Here is a 17,866-nt window from a genome sequence, read left to right on the forward strand (position 1 = left end):
GGCTGCAACGTCAAGTAAATACAAGAATACGTTTATTATCCGTCTAATTCATGAAAAGACAATATAAAATCCTTGTATTTTCCTGTAAAATCGATAAAAATATACTTTAATAATTATTATAGTTCCCAGGAGAGAGAGGATGGACCGATTTGAGTTTGGGGTACTCGTGGCTTCATTGAGGGAAGATATGCGTTGGACGCAGGTGGAGCTGGCGGAAAAATCGGGTGTGGACCCGGCTGCCATCAGCAACATCGAGCGTGGGGCGCGGCGTGACCTGCTGAAGGACAACCTTATTATCAAACTTGCCGATGCCTTTCGGTTGACGACTTTGGAACGGCAGGAATTCCTATTCGCCGCGAGCGGGGTCGGTCACGATGCGGTGCTGCGCAGGGAGAAGGATCACGCAAAATTGAGCTTCGACCCCGTTGCATTCATTACCGAGATCGGGGAACATATCGGTCGGCTGACCCTGCCCGCTCTCGTGACGGATTCGTTCTGCGACATTCTTCTGGTCAATCGTTGTTTGCTGGAGTATTACGATGCGCCTCCGTCCCTGCTACAAACCGCGGGCGACAGCCTTGAGGGATTCAACCAGATGCGGTATGTGTTCCACGCCGATTCGAACTTCCGCAGCCTGGTGGGCGATGCAGAATGGGAAAAATTCACTCTGATCAATGCCCGCTACTTCCGCCGGCGGACACTGCGCGTGCGCTCCAAGCCGTACTTTGCGAGCCTGTTGAACGAATTTCTCGACAACAAACGCTACCCTTCCTTTGAACCCTGCTGGCGCAAGATGGTTTACGAAGACAAGGACGATTATTACATTCCCTTTGAAAAGGATGTCAAGGAGGACAGCATTCACAGTCTTGTGGCGGTTGAGTCCCTGTTGGCGCTGACCCCCTACGGTGACCTGTACCTCCAGCAGCTTTTACCGTTGACGCGCATGACCGCAAAGCGCATTGATACGATTCTCGATAAAGTCGGGCAGGGCTATATGAAACTCGCACCCTTCCCGGATATGCGAAAACGTTGATGAGAACGAAGACCCGCCTGCCGGTAAAAAGGCGGGTCTTGGTTTAAACCTTCAAATAAACATGGTTAACCAAACCATCCATCCTCCTTCGTAAGATGTCTATCGTCCGTATACTTCCGGGTTCACGCAATGCGGCAGTTTTTCGCCCTTTACTCCCGCGACCAGGTTTTCCGCCGCGAGGCGCGACATATCATCGCGAGTCCTTTCACTGGCGCTGCCGATATGCGGGACGATCAAACAATTATCCAGAGTAAGCAGGGGAGAATCCAACGGAAGGGGTTCCGGGTCGGTCACATCCAGCGCGGCGGAAAAGATCTGGCGGGATTTCAAAGCTTCAAACAAAGCAGCTTGGTCTACCACAGGTCCGCGCGACGTGTTGACGAAGACGGCATTCGGCTTCATCCGTGAGAGAAAATCCGTATTCACCAGATGCCGCGTGGACTCATTCAAAGGCGTATGCACTGATACAAAATCCGCTTCGTGTAACAACTCGTTAAGGCTGTTCATTTTTATCGCGCCGAATCCCGGCAGGGCGGTCGGGTCGTGATAAATCACGCGCAGGTCAAAACCGACGGCGCGTTTCGCCACAGCCTGCCCGATGCGCCCAAAACCGACAAGCCCCAGCGTTTTCCCGGCGAGGTCCGCTCCCAACAGCGCAGACGGTTCCCAGGTCTTCCATTTCCCGTTTCTCAAGTATCGTTCGGCTTCGGGTAAACGTCTTGCCGCCGCAAGCAGCAGCGCGAAAGCGATGTCGGCTGTGGCATCCGTCAAAATGCCCGGCGTATTTCCCACGGGGATTCCGCGCGCTGTCGCATCCGCCACGAGGATATTATCGAATCCCACCGCGTGGTTGCTGACCACTTTCAACTGCGGTCCCGCCGCGTCCAATAATTCGCCGTCCACAAAGTCGGTGAGCAGGCAGAGCAAACCGTCCACGCCGCGCACTCGCTCGAGCATGATCTCACGCGGGGGCGGCATGTCGCCGGACCAGATATCGGCGTGGCAAAATTCGCGGATGAGATTCAAGCCTGCGTCCCGTATGATGCGCGTGATAAACACTCTGGGTTTGGTCATCGGATCTCCATGTGCGGTATCATACTATTACATTCGATTCCCGTGAAAAATTTTTATTCAGCCACTTTGCAGAATCATCCGCGCGGAGGGGATGTCGTCCAGATCATGAACGCCTGCATCGAAGCCGTCGAGCCGGGAAATGCCATCCGACGTTTTGTAAAACGCGAAAAAAATCTCCTGTACATCGAAGATCGAATCTATCTATTGGATGAATTTGACCGGATGACCGTGCTTGGCCTGGGGAAAGCGACCGAAGCCATGTCGCGCACGTTGTTGGACTTGCTCCCGCCTCGCTCCAGCCGCGGCCTGCTCATTCCAAAACGAACCTTTGATTTCCCTGCCAGCGGATTCGAAGTCTGCCCGGGCGGGCATCCGGTTCCGACTGAAGCGAGTGTTCTGGCAGGCGATAAAGCTCTCGATCTTGTTTCCTCGCTCACCGAACGGGATCTGCTCATCTGCCTTATCTCCGGCGGCGGCTCGGCATTGATGACTTCTCCACAATCCGGATTGCAACTTGCGGACCTGCAAACGTTGACGAAATTATTGCTCGCTTGCGGCGCGCGCGTGGATGAGATCAACACCCTGCGCCGTCATCTCGACCGTGTGAAAGGCGGTGGAATAGCCAAGTCAGCAAACGGAGCGCGAATTGCCAGCTTAATTCTTTCAGACGTTGTAGCTAATCCGCTCGAAGCGATAGCATCCGGTCCCACTGCGCCAGACCCCACCACGAAAGAAGATGCGTTCAATATTTTGAAGAAATATGATTTGCTAGAAAAAATTCCCGCCACGATCTTGAAGGTTTTGGAAGATTCGCCTGAAACCTCAAAACCCAATGACCCATTATTCGAACGGGTACAGAATGTTTTGATTGGCAGTAATTCCCTCGCAGCACAAGCCGGTTTGGAAATGGCGGAGTCTCTCGGTTTTCATGCGAATTTTCTCGGCGATACCTGGCAGGGCGAAGCGCGCGGGGTTGCCAGGGAACTGTGCGGGTATTTCGAACTCAATTACGAACGTCCCTTCTGTCTCATCGCAGGCGGCGAAACCACCGTCACCCTGCGCGGAGACGGCAAAGGCGGACGCAACCAGGAACTTGCCCTCGCTGCTGCAATCGAAATGAACGGTTTGGAAAACGTCATGCTCGTCAGCCTCGCCACTGACGGCGAAGACGGTCCCACCGACGCGGCTGGGGCGGTGGCGACGGGAGAGACGTTTGAACGCGCAAGGAAAATTGGCATGGATGTCGAATCTATTTGGGGAAATAATGACTCGTATTCATTCTTTGATCGATTGGGAGATTTGCTCAAACCAGGTCCAACCGGGACGAATGTCAACGACCTGATGCTTCTCTTTGGGTTTTAGCAATAAAACGAAAAACCCGCCATGCGGCAGGTCTTTTCTGGATCACTGATTACTATTCACTGATCACCGATGTAGTGCCGAGGGGGAGATTTGAACTCCCGACCAAGGGCTTATGAGTCCCCTGCTCTGCCACTGAGCTACCTCGGCGTGGTCAAAGCGGGGCAAATATTACTACGGGGGTGTGGAATTGTCAACGCGATGACATGGAAGGTGAAAATTTATCATACATCGAATTCCTGTTGTTCGAAGAGAACCTCCTGCTATAATGGAAAAAAAGGGCACAGTCATGAACATTCTCGTGCTGGAAACAGATCCCAGGGAACTAGGCATCATCCAACAGGCATTGGATGAGAAACGAAATTCGATATATCATGCCGCTTCGAGCGGGCAGGCATGGAGCGCGGTTCAGGCTGGCGGGATGCGTTTCATGATCGTTGACGAAGACACCACCGACGCGGGCGAAACGCAGTTGATCCGGCGCGTGCGCGATGCACAGTCCCTCGATCCGATCTATATTCTTTTGATCACATCCCGTGATACCGAAGCATCTCCCGCGCCCGGCGTGGACGATACCTTGCGCCGTCCCTTTCAAAAAGCGGAATTGAAGAACCGCGTCACCATCGCGGAGCGGATCATTTCCCTGACCTCCAGCCTGCTCACAGCGCGGGAGCAGTTGGAATCTCAGGCGGCGTACGACTCGCTGACAGGTGTGATGAACCGCGCGGCTTTCCTGCGTCAGTCCGCTGGCGAGTTGGAACGCTCACGCCGCATTTCACAGCCGCTGAGTCTGATCGCGATGGATATCGACAATTTCAAGGACTTCAACGACAACTTCGGGGCAGAGACCGGGGATGAAGTGCTCAAGGCGGTTGCTAATACGATCCGTGAGAAAAGCCGGCCCTATGATTGTGTTGGGCGGTGGACGGGGGATGAGTTCCTGATTGCGCTTCCGGGCGTCATCGGCGCGGATGCGGAAAGGATATCGGAGAGGATCATTGCCGGAGTGCGCGGCACCAGGGTCGAGGTCCCGAATGAACCGCCGCTGAATGTCAGGATCAGCGCAGGAGTCGCATCCATCATGCGAATCACAACGAACACCGAGATCGAACCGATCATCCAGGAGGCGAGACGCGCAGTGACGCGCGCCAAGGAGGCCGGGGGGAATCAAGTCTATCTGGTTTTTCTATAATCCCAGCCATTGCAGCAGGAATAGTGCCGCCATTCCGACGAGAATGGTTATCAGGGTGTTGCGCGAATACCACGCAGTGACGATGGCAAGGACGCCTGCCAGCAAGCGTGTGTTGGCAAACGAAAGATCGAGCGTATCGTTGGATAGAAGAAGTTCGGGGATGATGATGGCGGAAAAAATCGCAGGCGGGACGTAGTGGAGCGCGCGGCGCATGGTATCGGGAATATCGAATTTTCCGAACAGGTAGATCAGCGAGAAGCGCATGCCGAAGGTGATCAGCCCTCCGGCGAACATGACGAACCAAATATCCTTCACTGCTTCTCCTTCGCGGATTCCCGCTGTTCAAGAAGCATACCCACCAGGATGCCGACGAGCGCCGCAAGGATCAGCCCCAATTTATAGGGGAGGGAATATGCCAGCAGGGCTGTCAGGCCGGCGCTCACTGCCGCAGCGATCACCGGCTGTTTTTTCATTACCGGAACGATCATGGCGATGAACGTCAATGGCAGGGCAAAATCGAGCGAGAGATCGTCAGGGATCGATGCGCCCAGGAATACGCCGATGGCTGTGCTGATCTGCCAGTTCAACCAGAGGGAAATACCCGCCCCGAACAGGAACCAATATTTATATTTTGCCAGCCCCTCCTTTTCGTAATACAGGATGGATGGGGCGTACGCCTCATCTGTGAGCAGGTAGGAGAGGAGCACCTTCCATTTCAACGATAAGTCTTTAAGGTAAGGCGCGAGGGATGCGCTGTACAACATGTGGCGCAAGTTCACAACTGCGATGGTAAGGATCATGACAAAGGCTGGCGCGCCTTCGCTCACCAACTGGGCGGTGACAAACTGCGCCGACCCGGCAAAAACAATGGACGACATCATTTGAGCGGCCGTGGTGGAGAGCCCCGAATTGACAGCCAGCGCTCCGTAGATCATCCCAAACGGAAATACGCCGATCAAAATCGGCAATTCGGCGCGCAGACCTTCGATGAAATTTCTCCTCGCTTCGCTCATTTCCTATCCTTTATCGATAATGTGTTTTGCCGCGCGATGACCGCTCTCCACGGCGCCTTCCATAAAACCCTGATAAATGGTGGCGTGCTCCCCGGCAAAATACAAACGGCCGGCAGGGAAAAAAAGCGTTTGCCAGTGAGCGGTCATTTCGTTGGGGGCATACGCCATATAAGACCCCAACGTGAAGGCTTCGTTTCCCCAGGCAATGGTTTGTGCCTTCTCGATAAGATCTGAAGAACCCGGAAAATTTCTTTCGATGGCAGAGACGGCGGTTTGGATGCGTTCGGCATCCGATAAGCGTGTTAACTGCGCGCCAGGATCCCCGCCAGTGTAAGCGGTAAGGATGCCGTGTTCTCCCTCGAGATGGCTGGTGGCATCCCAGGTGAAGACAATCGGCAGGTCCGTATTGAGGCGTCCGTTCCAGCCGTGGTCAAGCCAGAAGCGTTTTCGATATTCGATCATTACCTTGGTCACCGAGCCGTAAGAAAGCCCGTGAACCATGGCTTGATGGGCGGAGGGTAATGTCCCTTCGAAATCGATCATCCGCGCGGTGGTGAGAGGCGTTGCGAGAATTGCATACGGGGCGCGGACGGTGTAGTAAGAGTCGATGTGCTTGTATGTAACAAGGACTTCCTCCGCTTTTATTTTGATCGATGTCACGACGGCGTTCAAGCGCACATCGGGCAGGCGCTTCGCAATCGCCTGCGGAAGTTGATCGTTGCCGCCGATGATGCGATACGCCGGGTCCTCGGCGTCCGGATCGCTGTAGTACAACGAGGCGTTGCGCGCCAGGTCCAAAAGTGAAAAATCCCCGGGCTCGCATGTATATTCTGAACGGATGTGGTTCTCGAACAATACCTTTGCCAGGGGGTGAACCTTTAGGCTTTGAATCCAACTCCCGGCATCTTGCCCGTCGAGTTCTTTCGCATTTGGCGCCGTTATGGGGTTGGATGGATCTGAGACTTGTTTGCCAAGTTCAGCCAATGCAACCCATACGCGCCTATTCTCCTTCTCCAGGTTTACACCCCAAAGTGAAGCATCCCCCAATCGTCCCGCCCTGCCTTCCAGAACCGCCCAATCTCCGCTTTGGTTTTGCCAGGTGCCAACCCTGCCGAGTTGCAGATCGAACTCTTTGGCAAGCGAGATCATACGATGCTGGCTTTCGTTGATGTATTCCCCGCCGCCTTCCGCGTGAAGCCCGTTGGAAAATTCCCGCACTGTATGCACGCGCCCGCCAACTCGTGAGCGCGCCTCCAGAACGGTTGCAGCCCAACCGGCTTTTTTCAATTCGTGCGCGGCGGCAAGTCCTGCCATGCCTGCGCCAATGATGATGACGGATTTATCGTTCATGATTCATGTTTTAAAAAGCCGCCCCGGTAGTTGGGACGGCTTTCGCTTCTTTCGTCGACACTTCAATGCGGCTCGGTGCCAGCTTGGGCTTGATTCCATCGCCCAGGCATTTCCTAACCGAGAGCTTTCTTCGCCGCCGCGATCACCTCATCATAATCCGGCTCGGTACCCAGAGTGGGCAGGTAATTGACATAGGTCAGCTTGCCATCCCGCCCCACAATGAAGACCGAACGGCGCAGGTAACGCCGCTCCTTGATGAGGATTCCGTATTTGATCCCGAACTCCGCATCGATCACATCCGAGACGACCTTCACCTTGTCCACGCCTGCGGCTCCGCACCAGCGCTTCTGCGCCATGGGGAAATCCGTGCTGATGGTGTAGATGACGATATCATCGCTCAGTTTGGCGGCTTCCACGTTGAAACGGCGGGTTTCGCGGTCGCAGGTATCCGTATCCAGCGAAGGGACTGCAGAAAGGATGATCACCTTTCCCTTGGATTCCTGAAGCGGGTTCACGGTTGCCCATCCGGGTAGGACACTGGTAAATTCCGGCGCAGCCTGCCCGACCTCGACTTCGTCTCCGAGTAAAGTGGCGAAATTATCGCCCAGTTTAAAAACATCTTTCCGAACTGTGGTCATGTAATTTTTTCTCCCGAAGAGTTTATTTCAATTTTATCAGACGATCCCGCGCGTACAGCCCTTACGGCTACCGCCTGCCGTCGGATCGATTGCAGATATAATGGGAACCTGTTTGAAGACTTTGACAATGGAGTTCCCGCTCAAATGGAATTCATTCCGACCACAATCCCAGAGATCTTGATCATCGAACCCAAAGTGTACGAAGACCCGCGCGGCTTCCTTATGGAAACCTACCGGGACGACCGATTTGCGACGGCCGGCATACCCGATAAATTTGTGCAGGAAAATCACTCGCGTTCGCAAAAGGGAGTATTGCGCGGACTTCATTACCAGATCCGCAATGCACAGGGGAAATTGGTGCGAGTGATCGCCGGGGAGATCTTCGATGTGGCGGTGGATATCCGGCGTAGTTCGCCGACCTTCAAGCAGTCGGTTGGTATAATCCTCTCAGCCAGCAATCGACGCCAATTCTGGGTCCCTGAAGGTTTTGCGCACGGCTTTTATGTGTTGAGCGATTTCGCCGATGTGATCTACAAGGTCACGGATTATTATGCGCCGCAATGGGAGCGCAGTATTCAGTGGAACGACCCCGGTTTGGGGATCGAATGGCCCCTTGACGGCTCTTCTGCACCCATCCTCTCTCAAAAGGACTTGGATGCAAAACCTTTGACTAACGCTGAGATCTTCGATTAGAAAGAAAACGGTTATGAAAAATGTTCTGGTCACGGGCGGAGCGGGATTCATCGGCTCTAACTTCATCCGCTATCTTCTCCGAACCGAAACGGATATTCGCATCCTTAACTTCGATGCCTTGACCTATGCAGGAAACCGCGACAACCTTGCGGACCTTGAGGAAGATTTACGCTATCGTTTTGTTCAGGGGAATATCTGCGATGCCGCACAAGTTGACTCCGTGATACGCGAATATCAGATCGATACCATTGTTCACTTCGCCGCAGAGTCGCATGTGGATCGCTCCATCCTCGGTCCGCGCCAATTCATCGAAACGAATGTTATGGGAACCTTCACCCTGCTGGATGCGGCGCGAAATTACTGGCTGAAAGAAAATGTTCTTCCTTTGGATTCGGTCCGTTTTCACCACGTTTCCACAGATGAAGTATTCGGCTCGCTCAAACCCGGCGAACCAGCATGGACAGAGGAAACGCCTTATGCGCCAAATTCGCCCTATGCCGCATCCAAGGCGGCGAGTGATCATCTTGTCCGTTCGTATGGGCATACGTATGGATTGCCCTACACCATCACCAACTGCTCGAATAATTACGGACCTTACCAGTTTCCCGAAAAACTCATACCGTTAATCGTTCTCAACGCAATGGAAGGAAAGCCGCTTCCCGTCTATGGCGACGGGGGACAGATCCGCGACTGGCTGCATGTGGAAGACCATTGTGAGGCGATTCATCTTGTTTTGACGAAGGGGAAAATTCGTTCGACCTACAATATCGGCGGCGAAAACCAACCCGCCAATCTCAGCATTGTGGAAACCATCTGTGATATTCTCGATGAGATAGATTCGAACCTTGCGCACAAACCCCACCGAAAATTGATCCAATTTGTTAAAGACCGCCCCGGTCATGACCGTCGTTATGATATGGACACCCGCAAGATACGCGCGGAATTGGGCTGGTCGCCGCGTCACACGCTCGACCAGGGTTTGTTGGATACCGTTCGTTGGTATCTTTCCCACCCGGAGTGGGTGGCTTCCATCCGCCAAAAGCATGAATACGAAGGCTGGCTGGATGCGAATTACAAATCACGATAGGAGAAATGATAATTCGATGAAAGGCATCATCCTTGCAGGCGGGCGCGGCACACGCTTATACCCATTGACGTTGGCGATCAGCAAACAGATCCTGCCCGTTTATGATAAACCGATGATCTACTATCCCCTGTCGATGCTTATGCTGGCGGGAATCCGCGATATTTTAGTCATCAGCTCTCCCGAGGATTTGCCCGGCTTCGAACGCCTGCTTGGCGATGGCGCAAAATGGGGCATGAAATTTTCCTACGCAGAACAAGCCGAGCCGCGCGGATTGGCGGATGCCTTCATTGTTGGAGAAAAATTTACCGCGGGGGAACGCGCCTGCCTGATCCTCGGCGATAACATTTTCTTTGGTCAGGGATTATCCGGGGAACTTGAAAAAGCCGCAGCTTTAAGTAGTGGCGCGCTTGTGTTCGCTTACCCGGTACACGACCCGGAGCGATATGGTGTGATCGAGTTTGATGAAAAAGGCAAAGCGATCAGCCTGGAAGAAAAACCGCAAAAGCCGCGCTCGAAATTTGCCGTGCCTGGTTTGTATTTCTATGACGAGCGGGTGGTGGAGTTCGCCAAATCGCTCGAGCCATCGGCTCGCGGCGAGATCGAGATCACCGACTTGAATCGCATTTACATGGAGATGGGGGAGTTAAATGTCATCCCGCTCGGGCGCGGCGTGGCCTGGTTGGATGCCGGGACTCACGAATCGCTCCTTCAGGCTTCCAATTTTGTCCAGACGGTCGAAGAGCGGCAGGGGCTCATGATCTCATCGCCTGAAGAGATCGCTTATTACAAAGGATTTATTGATCGCGGACAATTGCGGCGTCTTGCCGAAGAATTGGGAAATACCAGTTATGGGGAATATCTTCTTCGGCTTGCGGCTGAAACCGACCATCGCTTGAATTTATGAAGATTCTTCTGTTCGGCAGGAACGGTCAACTGGGATGGGAGGCGCAGCACACATTAAAGCCCTTGGGCGATATCATCGCTTGCGTCCGCGCTGAATTGGATATAGCAAACCTCGAAGCGCTTCGCCGGATGATTCGCGAGATCAAGCCGCAGGTTATTGTCAACGCCGCGGCGTATACCGCTGTGGATAAGGCTGAATCCGAGCCGGAGCTTGCGCGGACGATCAATGCCAGGGCGCCAGGCGTCATGGCGGAAGAGGCGCGAACGCTTGACATTCCGCTCATTCACATCTCCACCGATTATGTTTTCGACGGCGAAAAAGGCTCACCCTACATCGAAGAGGATAAAACGAATCCGCTCAACGTGTACGGTCAAAGCAAACTGGAGGGCGAACAAGCCATCGTTCAGGTTGGAGGCGCGCACGTCATCCTTCGCACGAGTTGGGTGTATAGTCTACGCGGTGATAACTTCGTGACCAAGATCATTGCCTGGTCGCGCGAGCAGGAAACCTTGAGGGTGGTTTCTGATCAAGTCGGCAGCCCCACTTGGGCGCGGATGCTGGCGGAAGCGATCTCCGAAATGGTGGATCGCAGTCTCCCTAACTTGAGGGAGTATTTTGGTGAGCGCAGTGGAATCTACCACTTGGGCGGGAAGGGATCTGTTTCCCGTTTCGATTTTGCGAAGGCGATCCTGCGCCTCGATCCCCGTTCAAAGGAGCAGGTGACCCGGCGTCTCGAACCCGCCCTGACGGCGGATTTTCCCACCCCAGTCCGCCGCCCCCTCATCACGTCGCTGGATTGTTCACGTTTTGAGCAGGTCTTCGCCACGCGCCTGCCGGGCTGGGAGGAAAACCTGCAACTGGCGTTAAAAAACGCTTAAATAACTAATATTTTTGCAAAGTGGATGTTAAATTCGTTATCCTTACCAATGGGTTAATCAAGTTAAAATGGTATTGATATATAATGAATGTAATTGTTTTCGGTCAAATCAGCAGGAAAGGTTCTTAAAAATGAAAAAGTATATTAATATCTCTCATTGGCTTGCCGCGGTGTTCCGAGTTTGTATAGTGGCAGTTTTGGTGGCTGTCACTTTTATTTATACCATTCCGGTCAAAGCGGCGGCGGGCGCGGGGACGTATGATAATACGGATGGGAACTGGACGTACACAGGGACGTGGACGGCGTCGACCGGGGTGGCGGGCGCCTACAACAACACGTTCATATATTCAGGGACGACCGGGAATACGGCGACGTTCATGTTCAGCGGGACGCAGTTCATCTTTACGTACACGCAAAACACGAACCGGGGGAACATCGAGGTGCGCGTGGATGGGAACCTGGTGACGACGATTAATGCGAACGGGGCTTTGCAATTCCAGAAGACGTACACCAGTCCGACCTTTGCCTCTGGGATGCACACGGTGGAGTTCAGGAATGCAGGCGGACCTGGGATTTACATCGATATCGACGCCATCCAGATATTGGACGGCGCAGCGCCAGGCGCGGGGACGTATGATAATACGGATGGGAACTGGACGTACACAGGGACGTGGACGGCCTCGACAGGTGTGGCGGGCGCCTACAACAACACGTTCATATATTCAGGGACGACCGGGAATACGGCGACGTTCATGTTCAGCGGGACGCAGTTCATCTTTACGTACACGCAAAACACGAACCGGGGGAACATCGAGGTGCGCGTGGATGGGAACCTGGTGACGACGATCAATGCGAACGGGGCTTTGCAATTCCAGAAGACGTACACCAGTCCGACCTTTGCCTCCGGGACGCACACGGTGGAGTTCAGGAATGCAGGCGGACCTGGGATTTACATCGATATCGACGCCATCCAGATATTGAGCGGTGCTCTTCCCGGAACTCCCGGCGTGGGGACGTATGACGATAGCGACAGCAATTGGACGTACACAGGGACGTGGACGGCCTCGACAGGTGTGGCGGGAGCCTACAACAACACGTTCAGATACACCGGGACAACCGGGGATAAGGCGACGTTCACATTCAATGGGACGCAGTTTATTTTGACATATACGCAAAACACGAACCGGGGGAACATAGAGGTGCGCGTGGATGGGAACCTGGTGACGACGATCAATGCGAACGGCGCCTTGCTCTTCCAGAGGACGTACACCAGTCCGACCTATGCATCCGGGACGCACACGGTGGAGTTCAGGAATGCAGGCGGACCCGGGATTTATATCGATATCGACGCCATCCAAGTTTTGGATGCGGGTGGAACGGGCGAACCCGATTTGACTGTGAACAAAAGCCACTCAGGAAGCGGAGTTGAGCAAGGTGAAACCGGTAAGATATTTACGATTACCGTGACCAACAGCGGCGACGCACCTACAACCGGCACCGTGACAGTTGTCGACTCGCTCCCTGCCAAACTGACCGCCACTGCCATGAGCGGCAGCGGATGGAGTTGTACGCTCGGTACGTTGACTTGCACACGCAATGATTCTTTGGACGGTTTTCTTAGTTACCCCGACATCACTTTGATGGTAAATGTAGGCAATCCGATCGTTGCCAACAGCCTGACCAACGAGGTGACAGTGAGCGGCGGCGGAGAAACAAATACCGCCAACAACACAGACAGCGACGAAGTGACGGTCTTGAAACCGGACCTTGTGATTCTTGGTTACGAATTGCGCAATGCCGCCAATGATGCTGTCATCACGACGCCGCTTCCTGATGAGGCGTTCCATATTCGTATGACGGTGAAGAACCAAGGTACAGCGCCTACGGGTCTCTTCTATCCCGGCGTGTTTTTGGATGATCAGCCCAATTACGGACCGGATACTGAGCCGTTTGGAAGGGTTTCGGATTGGACCGGCTACCGGCGCACTCCCAATGATGAGGATTCTGTCTCCGGCATAGGTTGTAATTATTATGACCCGACCGATTCCATTAATCCCTTGACGACCGCTGTTGATACAGAACGCGGCAACTACACCCGTTCCAGCTTCAACAGCTCGCTCGATCCCGGTGCGCAGGCTAATGTGGATGTCTATATCGGTTACCCAGATTCCGAACCTGAATATTCCGATCCGGCATACGATCCTTATAGGACAGGTTTACCTGAAGGTTCCTATACCGTTTATCTTTATGTTGACCCTAATTGTTCCGGTGGGGCAATGGAGAGTAATGAGGAGAATGCATTTGATCCCATCAATATAACTGTATCAAATACTTCCAGCGCGCCGGGAGCAGGGACGTATGACGATAGCGACAGCAATTGGGCATATACAGGGACTTGGACGGCGTCGACAGGTGTGGCGGGAGCCTACAACAACACGTTCCGATATACCGGGACGAGCGGGGATAAGGCGACCTTCATGTTCAGCGGGACGCAGTTCATTTTGAAGTACACGCAGAACACGAACCGCGGGAACATCGAGGTGCGCGTGGATGGGAACCTGGTGACGACGATCAATGCGAACGGGGCTTTGCAATTCCAGAAGACGTACACCAGTCCGACCTTCGCCTCCGGGACGCACACGGTGGAGTTCAGGAATGCAGGCGGACCCGGGATTTACATCGATATCGACGCCATCCAGATATTGAGCAGTGCAGCTCCCGGCGCGGGGACGTATGACGATAGCGACAGCAATTGGACGTACACAGGGACGTGGACGGCCTCGACAGGTGTGGCGGGAGCCTACAACAACACGTTCAGATACACCGGGACAACCGGGGATAAGGCGACGTTCACATTCAATGGGACGCAATTCATTTTGAAGTATACGCAAAACACGAACCGCGGGAACATCGAGGTGCGCGTGGATGGGAACCTGGTGACGACGATCAATGCGAACGGGGTTTTGCAATTCCAGAAGACCTACACCAGTCCGACCTTTGCCTCCGGGACGCACACGGTGGAGTTCAGGAATGCAGGCGGACCTGGGATTTACATCGATATCGACGCCATCCAGATATTAAGCGGTGTTGCGCCGGGAGCAGGGACGTATGACGATAGCGACAGCAATTGGGCATATACAGGGACTTGGACGGCGTCGACAGGTGTGGCGGGAGCCTACAACAACACGTTCCGATATACCGGGACGAGCGGGGATAAGGCGACCTTCATGTTCAGCGGGACGCAGTTCATTTTGAAGTACACGCAGAACACGAACCGCGGGAACATCGAGGTGCGCGTGGATGGGAACCTGGTGACGACGATCAATGCGAACGGGGCTTTGCAATTCCAGAAGACCTACACCAGTCCGACCTTTGCCTCCGGGACGCACACGGTGGAGTTCAGGAATGCAGGCGGACCCGGGATTTACATCGATATCGACGCCATCCAGATATTGAGCGCGCCGGTAGCGGGGACGTATGACGATAGCGACAGCAATTGGACGTACACAGGGACGTGGACGGCCTCGACAGGTGTGGCGGGAGCCTACAACAACACGTTCAGATACACCGGGACAACCGGGGATAAGGCGACGTTCACATTCAATGGGACGCAATTCATTTTGAAGTATACGCAAAACACGAACCGCGGGAACATCGAGGTGCGCGTGGATGGGAACCTGGTGACGACGATCAATGCGAACGGGGTTTTGCAATTCCAGAAGACCTACACCAGTCCGACCTTTGCCTCCGGGACGCACACGGTGGAGTTCAGGAATGCAGGCGGACCTGGGATTTACATCGATATCGACGCCATCCAGATTCAGTGATGATAACGCTCCAGGACTCTTTTTTCCAAACGCACTTGCCAAGAAGCTGTTTGGATAATAACCAAGCGTCCTATTGATACAGACAGCGTGCATGAGAAATGATCTCCCATGCACGCTGTTTTCGTTTTGGTCTTCGAATTGATCGTTTTGGTTGCAGGGTGTAATATCCGTCTGAAGAGCTAAATTCACCTCGTACTTTCCATTCCGTTGGTGACGCTCTTCTTTATTGCGTTCATTTGGATTGCCTTGGAAATAGTTTTCCAATTATTCTCTTAATACCAAATTCAGGGTGCCTTAACCGCTAGTTTCTTCATCTATTATGCCTCTTATTTGGCCTTCTCAAGAAGGGTTGACAAAATAGATTTTATTGCAAGGATTCAACGGAAGGAATATGAGCCAATTTTTCTAAAATCCTGTATCCTGTTACAATATAAGAAACTATTTTTGTAATTAAAGGAGTAAAACTAGTGAAGACAAAGATTGGTGTTCAATCAATTTTCTCAATATTATTCTTTTTCTCAGGGTCTGCCGCGATAGCCTTCCAGGTAATCTGGCAGAAAGTTCTTGCCCAAGTAGTCGGAGTTGATTCGGTTTCGGTTGCAATCATAGTAATAATATTTATGTCTGGTTTAGGTTTTGGTTCCTTATACGCTGCATACTTTATTGAGCGTTTTAAAGGACGCCTTATATTTTATTATAGCTTTATAAATATTTTTATTGGGTTTTATGGTTTTTTTTCGTTGAAATTAATTCGAAAGATCAATGAGTTATTAATCCCTTTCGTTCCCAATTCATTTCTTTCTGATCTTTTGATTAATTTCTTGATACTGTTCACACCCATATTCTTGATGGGTATGACGACGCCCGTGGTGATTGAGCTGTCGAAGGAAGATCTGGCGTCTCTTGGAAAGACGGAAGGATTTTTTTATGGAATTAATACATTAGGTTCGGCTATTGGGGCATTAATTACGAATTTTGTATTGATTGAATGGATAGGTTTTGCTGGCACCGTAAGCTTGGCGTCTTTGTTGTACTTATTAATATCTGTTATCGTCTTCAGGATTTATCAAACAGAAACGAGGAAAAGTTACGAAACACTGGCGGGGGCTCGTAATTATTCTGCTGCTCTCGAGTTTGATATCATGCTCCCTTCATTTCTCTTTGGTTTTTCCAGTTTATCATTGGAACTGATACTTTTCAGGGTATTAAGTAATTATCTGACTATGTCAACATTGGTTTATCCTGTAATGATATCTTCCTTTTTGATATTGATTGCGGCAGGTAATTATGTCGGGGGAATATTAGTCGACAGGCAATTTATCAACAAAGCAAAGCTGATTTTTTTTATTGGCATCAGTGCTTTGATTTTGATCACAATTCCTTTCATCATATCCCCCAGCGCTTTTGCCGGTGTAGGCGCTCTCGTTTTTACAAGCTTTAATGGGCAACTAGTATCTGAAATTCCCAATGTGCGGATAGGAGATCCAAATCCAATTATTGCTTTTTTATTTTCTCTATTTTTTATGATTGGCATACTGCCTCTGGCGAGTTTTTTTACAATCATTGCCCGTATTTCGACTAAAAATATAGAATCCGCAGGGAGTCGATTTGCGCTCATACTTTTTTGGTATACAGTTGGGAATATTTTTGGGTCTTTCCTCACAGGATTATATTTCTTCGAGTGGTTCGGCACCATTGGATCGTTGTTAGTTGTTTTGGCTGTGATATTTCTAAGTGTAGCCATCCTTTTGTACTCACAGATAAAAAAAATCGATAAGGCTTATGTGAAACAGGGTTTTTTCTTGGCAATGATCTTGATATTTTGCCTTTTTGTGATTCCCAAAGATTACTATATGCGTTTCAGATTGGGTAACTATGAACCAGCCAAAATCTATGAAGGACGGAATGGAGTTGTCTCGGTTGTGCCCACAAGCAGGTTTTATACAATTATTGATATGTTTAGAACAGCTTCTGCTTCAGCGATTGTTAGAGACCCGGAACCGGGTGAACAGTATGAGGCTTGGAGGTGGAATATGTCTCAGATAATGGCATTGGATCCAGAATTCCGCCCTAAGAGGATTTTGATTATCGGATTAGGACACGGGTATCTTGTTAATGCGCTGTTAGATTATGATTTTGTTGAAGAAATAATAATTGTAGATATTTCCGATGAGATTGTTCTCGCTGTAGAAGAGAATACAGACGGATCCTATCAGCGAATGTTTGAAGATCCTCGTGTCAAAATCATAATTGACGATGGGAGACGTTATGCCCAACGGGCATTGGTTGCGGGAGAAAAATTCGATCTAATTCAGAATAAAGTAAATGAACCATGGCATAGCGGATCTGCGAGTTTGTTTACTGTCGAATTCTTTGGTGTCATGCGCGACTTACTTACACCAAATGGCTACGTAGCTGTCCGACCCAAGGTCGGACATGCGTTTGACGCTTTGAAAGTTTTTGATTACGCGATCTGGCCAACAGGCGACTATCATATGTATTTAGGACGCAATGAGAGTTTTCGCCCTTTTGAATTGCAAATTACTGATGATATTTATTCGGAATTTATTGCTACAACGCCTGGGCATCGGGATGATAGTACTGCTAATAATAGGCGACAGAAAATTACAATCGTGTTATTGGAGCCTGGAGACTTAGTTGGTTATCAAAACAATACAGATGATCGTCCGGTTTTTGAGTATTACTGGCTTAATAATTTTAGTCAAAAGTATAATGATCCAAGAATTGATATTTCATTGGAACAGTACAGAGAAAAAATTATTACCGCTTATAGTAAGGAACAATGATATTGCTATGGT

14 protein-coding genes and 1 tRNA gene are annotated in these 17,866 nt (G+C 51.5%); 9 read left to right on the forward strand and 6 right to left on the reverse strand.

Translation table 11 applies throughout. The features are described from left to right. Positions 1-139: 139 nt before the first annotated feature. On the forward strand, positions 140-1,033 hold the full coding sequence (locus tag HS100_10875) for a helix-turn-helix transcriptional regulator (protein MBE7434412.1): 894 nt from the start codon (positions 140-142) through the stop codon (positions 1,031-1,033). Positions 1,034-1,132: 99 nt separating this feature from the next. Here HS100_10875 and HS100_10880 read toward each other — a convergent pair whose 3' ends face one another. Next, positions 1,133-2,107, reverse strand: a complete 975-nt coding sequence (locus HS100_10880; GenBank protein ID MBE7434413.1) for a D-glycerate dehydrogenase — start codon at positions 2,105-2,107, stop codon at positions 1,133-1,135. A gap of 9 nt (positions 2,108-2,116) precedes the next feature. On the opposite strand from HS100_10880, the gene HS100_10885 reads away from it, so the two are divergent. Beyond that, positions 2,117-3,469: a glycerate kinase gene (locus HS100_10885; GenBank protein MBE7434414.1), complete on the forward strand. Its 1,353-nt coding sequence runs from the start codon at positions 2,117-2,119 to the stop codon at positions 3,467-3,469. Between the two features lie 75 nt (positions 3,470-3,544). On the opposite strand, the gene HS100_10890 is transcribed toward HS100_10885, so the two are convergent. Next, positions 3,545-3,616 (reverse strand) — tRNA-Met (locus tag HS100_10890). A gap of 139 nt (positions 3,617-3,755) precedes the next feature. On the opposite strand from HS100_10890, the gene HS100_10895 reads away from it, so the two are divergent. Then, complete coding sequence (locus HS100_10895; protein MBE7434415.1) at positions 3,756-4,658, forward strand: diguanylate cyclase; 903 nt, start codon at positions 3,756-3,758, stop codon at positions 4,656-4,658. Here HS100_10895 and HS100_10900 read toward each other — a convergent pair. The 4 genes from HS100_10900 to tpx all read right to left on the reverse strand — a co-directional run bounded on the left by HS100_10900 (position 4,653) and on the right by tpx (position 7,659). Further along, positions 4,653-4,973, reverse strand: a complete 321-nt coding sequence (locus HS100_10900; protein ID MBE7434416.1) for an AzlD domain-containing protein — start codon at positions 4,971-4,973, stop codon at positions 4,653-4,655. The genes HS100_10895 and HS100_10900 overlap by 6 nt on opposite strands. After that, positions 4,970-5,671, reverse strand: coding sequence for an AzlC family ABC transporter permease (locus HS100_10905; GenBank protein MBE7434417.1), 702 nt, complete (start codon positions 5,669-5,671; stop codon positions 4,970-4,972). The genes HS100_10900 and HS100_10905 overlap by 4 nt, the downstream gene beginning before the upstream one ends. A gap of 3 nt (positions 5,672-5,674) precedes the next feature. After that, complete coding sequence (locus HS100_10910; protein MBE7434418.1) at positions 5,675-7,021, reverse strand: FAD-dependent oxidoreductase; 1,347 nt, start codon at positions 7,019-7,021, stop codon at positions 5,675-5,677. A 113-nt stretch (positions 7,022-7,134) separates the two neighbouring features. Continuing rightward, positions 7,135-7,659 (reverse strand): thiol peroxidase, encoded by a 525-nt coding sequence (gene tpx, locus HS100_10915; protein ID MBE7434419.1) that lies wholly within the window; start codon positions 7,657-7,659, stop codon positions 7,135-7,137. Positions 7,660-7,803: 144 nt separating this feature from the next. Here tpx and rfbC point away from each other — a divergent pair, with 144 nt between their 5' ends. From rfbC to HS100_10945, 6 genes are all read left to right on the forward strand, one after another. After that, positions 7,804-8,352 (forward strand): dTDP-4-dehydrorhamnose 3,5-epimerase, encoded by a 549-nt coding sequence (gene rfbC, locus HS100_10920; GenBank protein ID MBE7434420.1) that lies wholly within the window; start codon positions 7,804-7,806, stop codon positions 8,350-8,352. 13 nt (positions 8,353-8,365) lie between these two features. Beyond that, positions 8,366-9,439, forward strand: a complete 1,074-nt coding sequence (gene rfbB / locus HS100_10925) for a dTDP-glucose 4,6-dehydratase (GenBank protein MBE7434421.1) — start codon at positions 8,366-8,368, stop codon at positions 9,437-9,439. 16 nt (positions 9,440-9,455) lie between these two features. Continuing rightward, entirely contained in the window at positions 9,456-10,343 is an 888-nt protein-coding gene (gene rfbA / locus HS100_10930; GenBank protein ID MBE7434422.1) for a glucose-1-phosphate thymidylyltransferase RfbA, read from the forward strand. Then, positions 10,340-11,221, forward strand: a complete 882-nt coding sequence (gene rfbD, locus HS100_10935; GenBank protein ID MBE7434423.1) for a dTDP-4-dehydrorhamnose reductase — start codon at positions 10,340-10,342, stop codon at positions 11,219-11,221. The genes rfbA and rfbD overlap by 4 nt, the downstream gene beginning before the upstream one ends. 130 nt (positions 11,222-11,351) lie before the next feature. Continuing rightward, a complete protein-coding gene (locus HS100_10940) occupies positions 11,352-15,047 on the forward strand; it encodes a hypothetical protein (GenBank protein ID MBE7434424.1) in 3,696 nt (1,231 codons plus the stop codon). A gap of 467 nt (positions 15,048-15,514) precedes the next feature. Then, positions 15,515-17,854: a fused MFS/spermidine synthase gene (locus HS100_10945; GenBank protein MBE7434425.1), complete on the forward strand. Its 2,340-nt coding sequence runs from the start codon at positions 15,515-15,517 to the stop codon at positions 17,852-17,854. Positions 17,855-17,866 lie beyond the last annotated feature (12 nt).

This window comes from Anaerolineales bacterium, assembly GCA_015075725.1.
GTDB lineage: Bacteria > Chloroflexota > Anaerolineae > Anaerolineales > Villigracilaceae > Villigracilis.

Bases quoted from the DNA above. Each gene is read 5' to 3' on its own strand.
- rfbC (MBE7434420.1), top strand. From the start codon at position 7,804: ATGGAATTCATTCCGACCACAATCCCAGAGATCTTGATCATCGAACCC.
- HS100_10910 (MBE7434418.1), bottom strand. From the start codon at position 7,021: ATGAACGATAAATCCGTCATCATCATTGGCGCAGGCATGGCAGGACTT.
- HS100_10880 (MBE7434413.1), bottom strand. From the start codon at position 2,107: ATGACCAAACCCAGAGTGTTTATCACGCGCATCATACGGGACGCAGGC.
- tpx (MBE7434419.1), bottom strand. From the start codon at position 7,659: ATGACCACAGTTCGGAAAGATGTTTTTAAACTGGGCGATAATTTCGCC.
- HS100_10885 (MBE7434414.1), top strand. From the start codon at position 2,117: ATGTGCGGTATCATACTATTACATTCGATTCCCGTGAAAAATTTTTAT.
- rfbD (MBE7434423.1), top strand. From the start codon at position 10,340: ATGAAGATTCTTCTGTTCGGCAGGAACGGTCAACTGGGATGGGAGGCG.
- HS100_10875 (MBE7434412.1), top strand. From the start codon at position 140: ATGGACCGATTTGAGTTTGGGGTACTCGTGGCTTCATTGAGGGAAGAT.
- HS100_10940 (MBE7434424.1), top strand. From the start codon at position 11,352: ATGAAAAAGTATATTAATATCTCTCATTGGCTTGCCGCGGTGTTCCGA.
- rfbB (MBE7434421.1), top strand. From the start codon at position 8,366: ATGAAAAATGTTCTGGTCACGGGCGGAGCGGGATTCATCGGCTCTAAC.
- HS100_10905 (MBE7434417.1), bottom strand. From the start codon at position 5,671: ATGAGCGAAGCGAGGAGAAATTTCATCGAAGGTCTGCGCGCCGAATTG.
- HS100_10895 (MBE7434415.1), top strand. From the start codon at position 3,756: ATGAACATTCTCGTGCTGGAAACAGATCCCAGGGAACTAGGCATCATC.
- rfbA (MBE7434422.1), top strand. From the start codon at position 9,456: ATGAAAGGCATCATCCTTGCAGGCGGGCGCGGCACACGCTTATACCCA.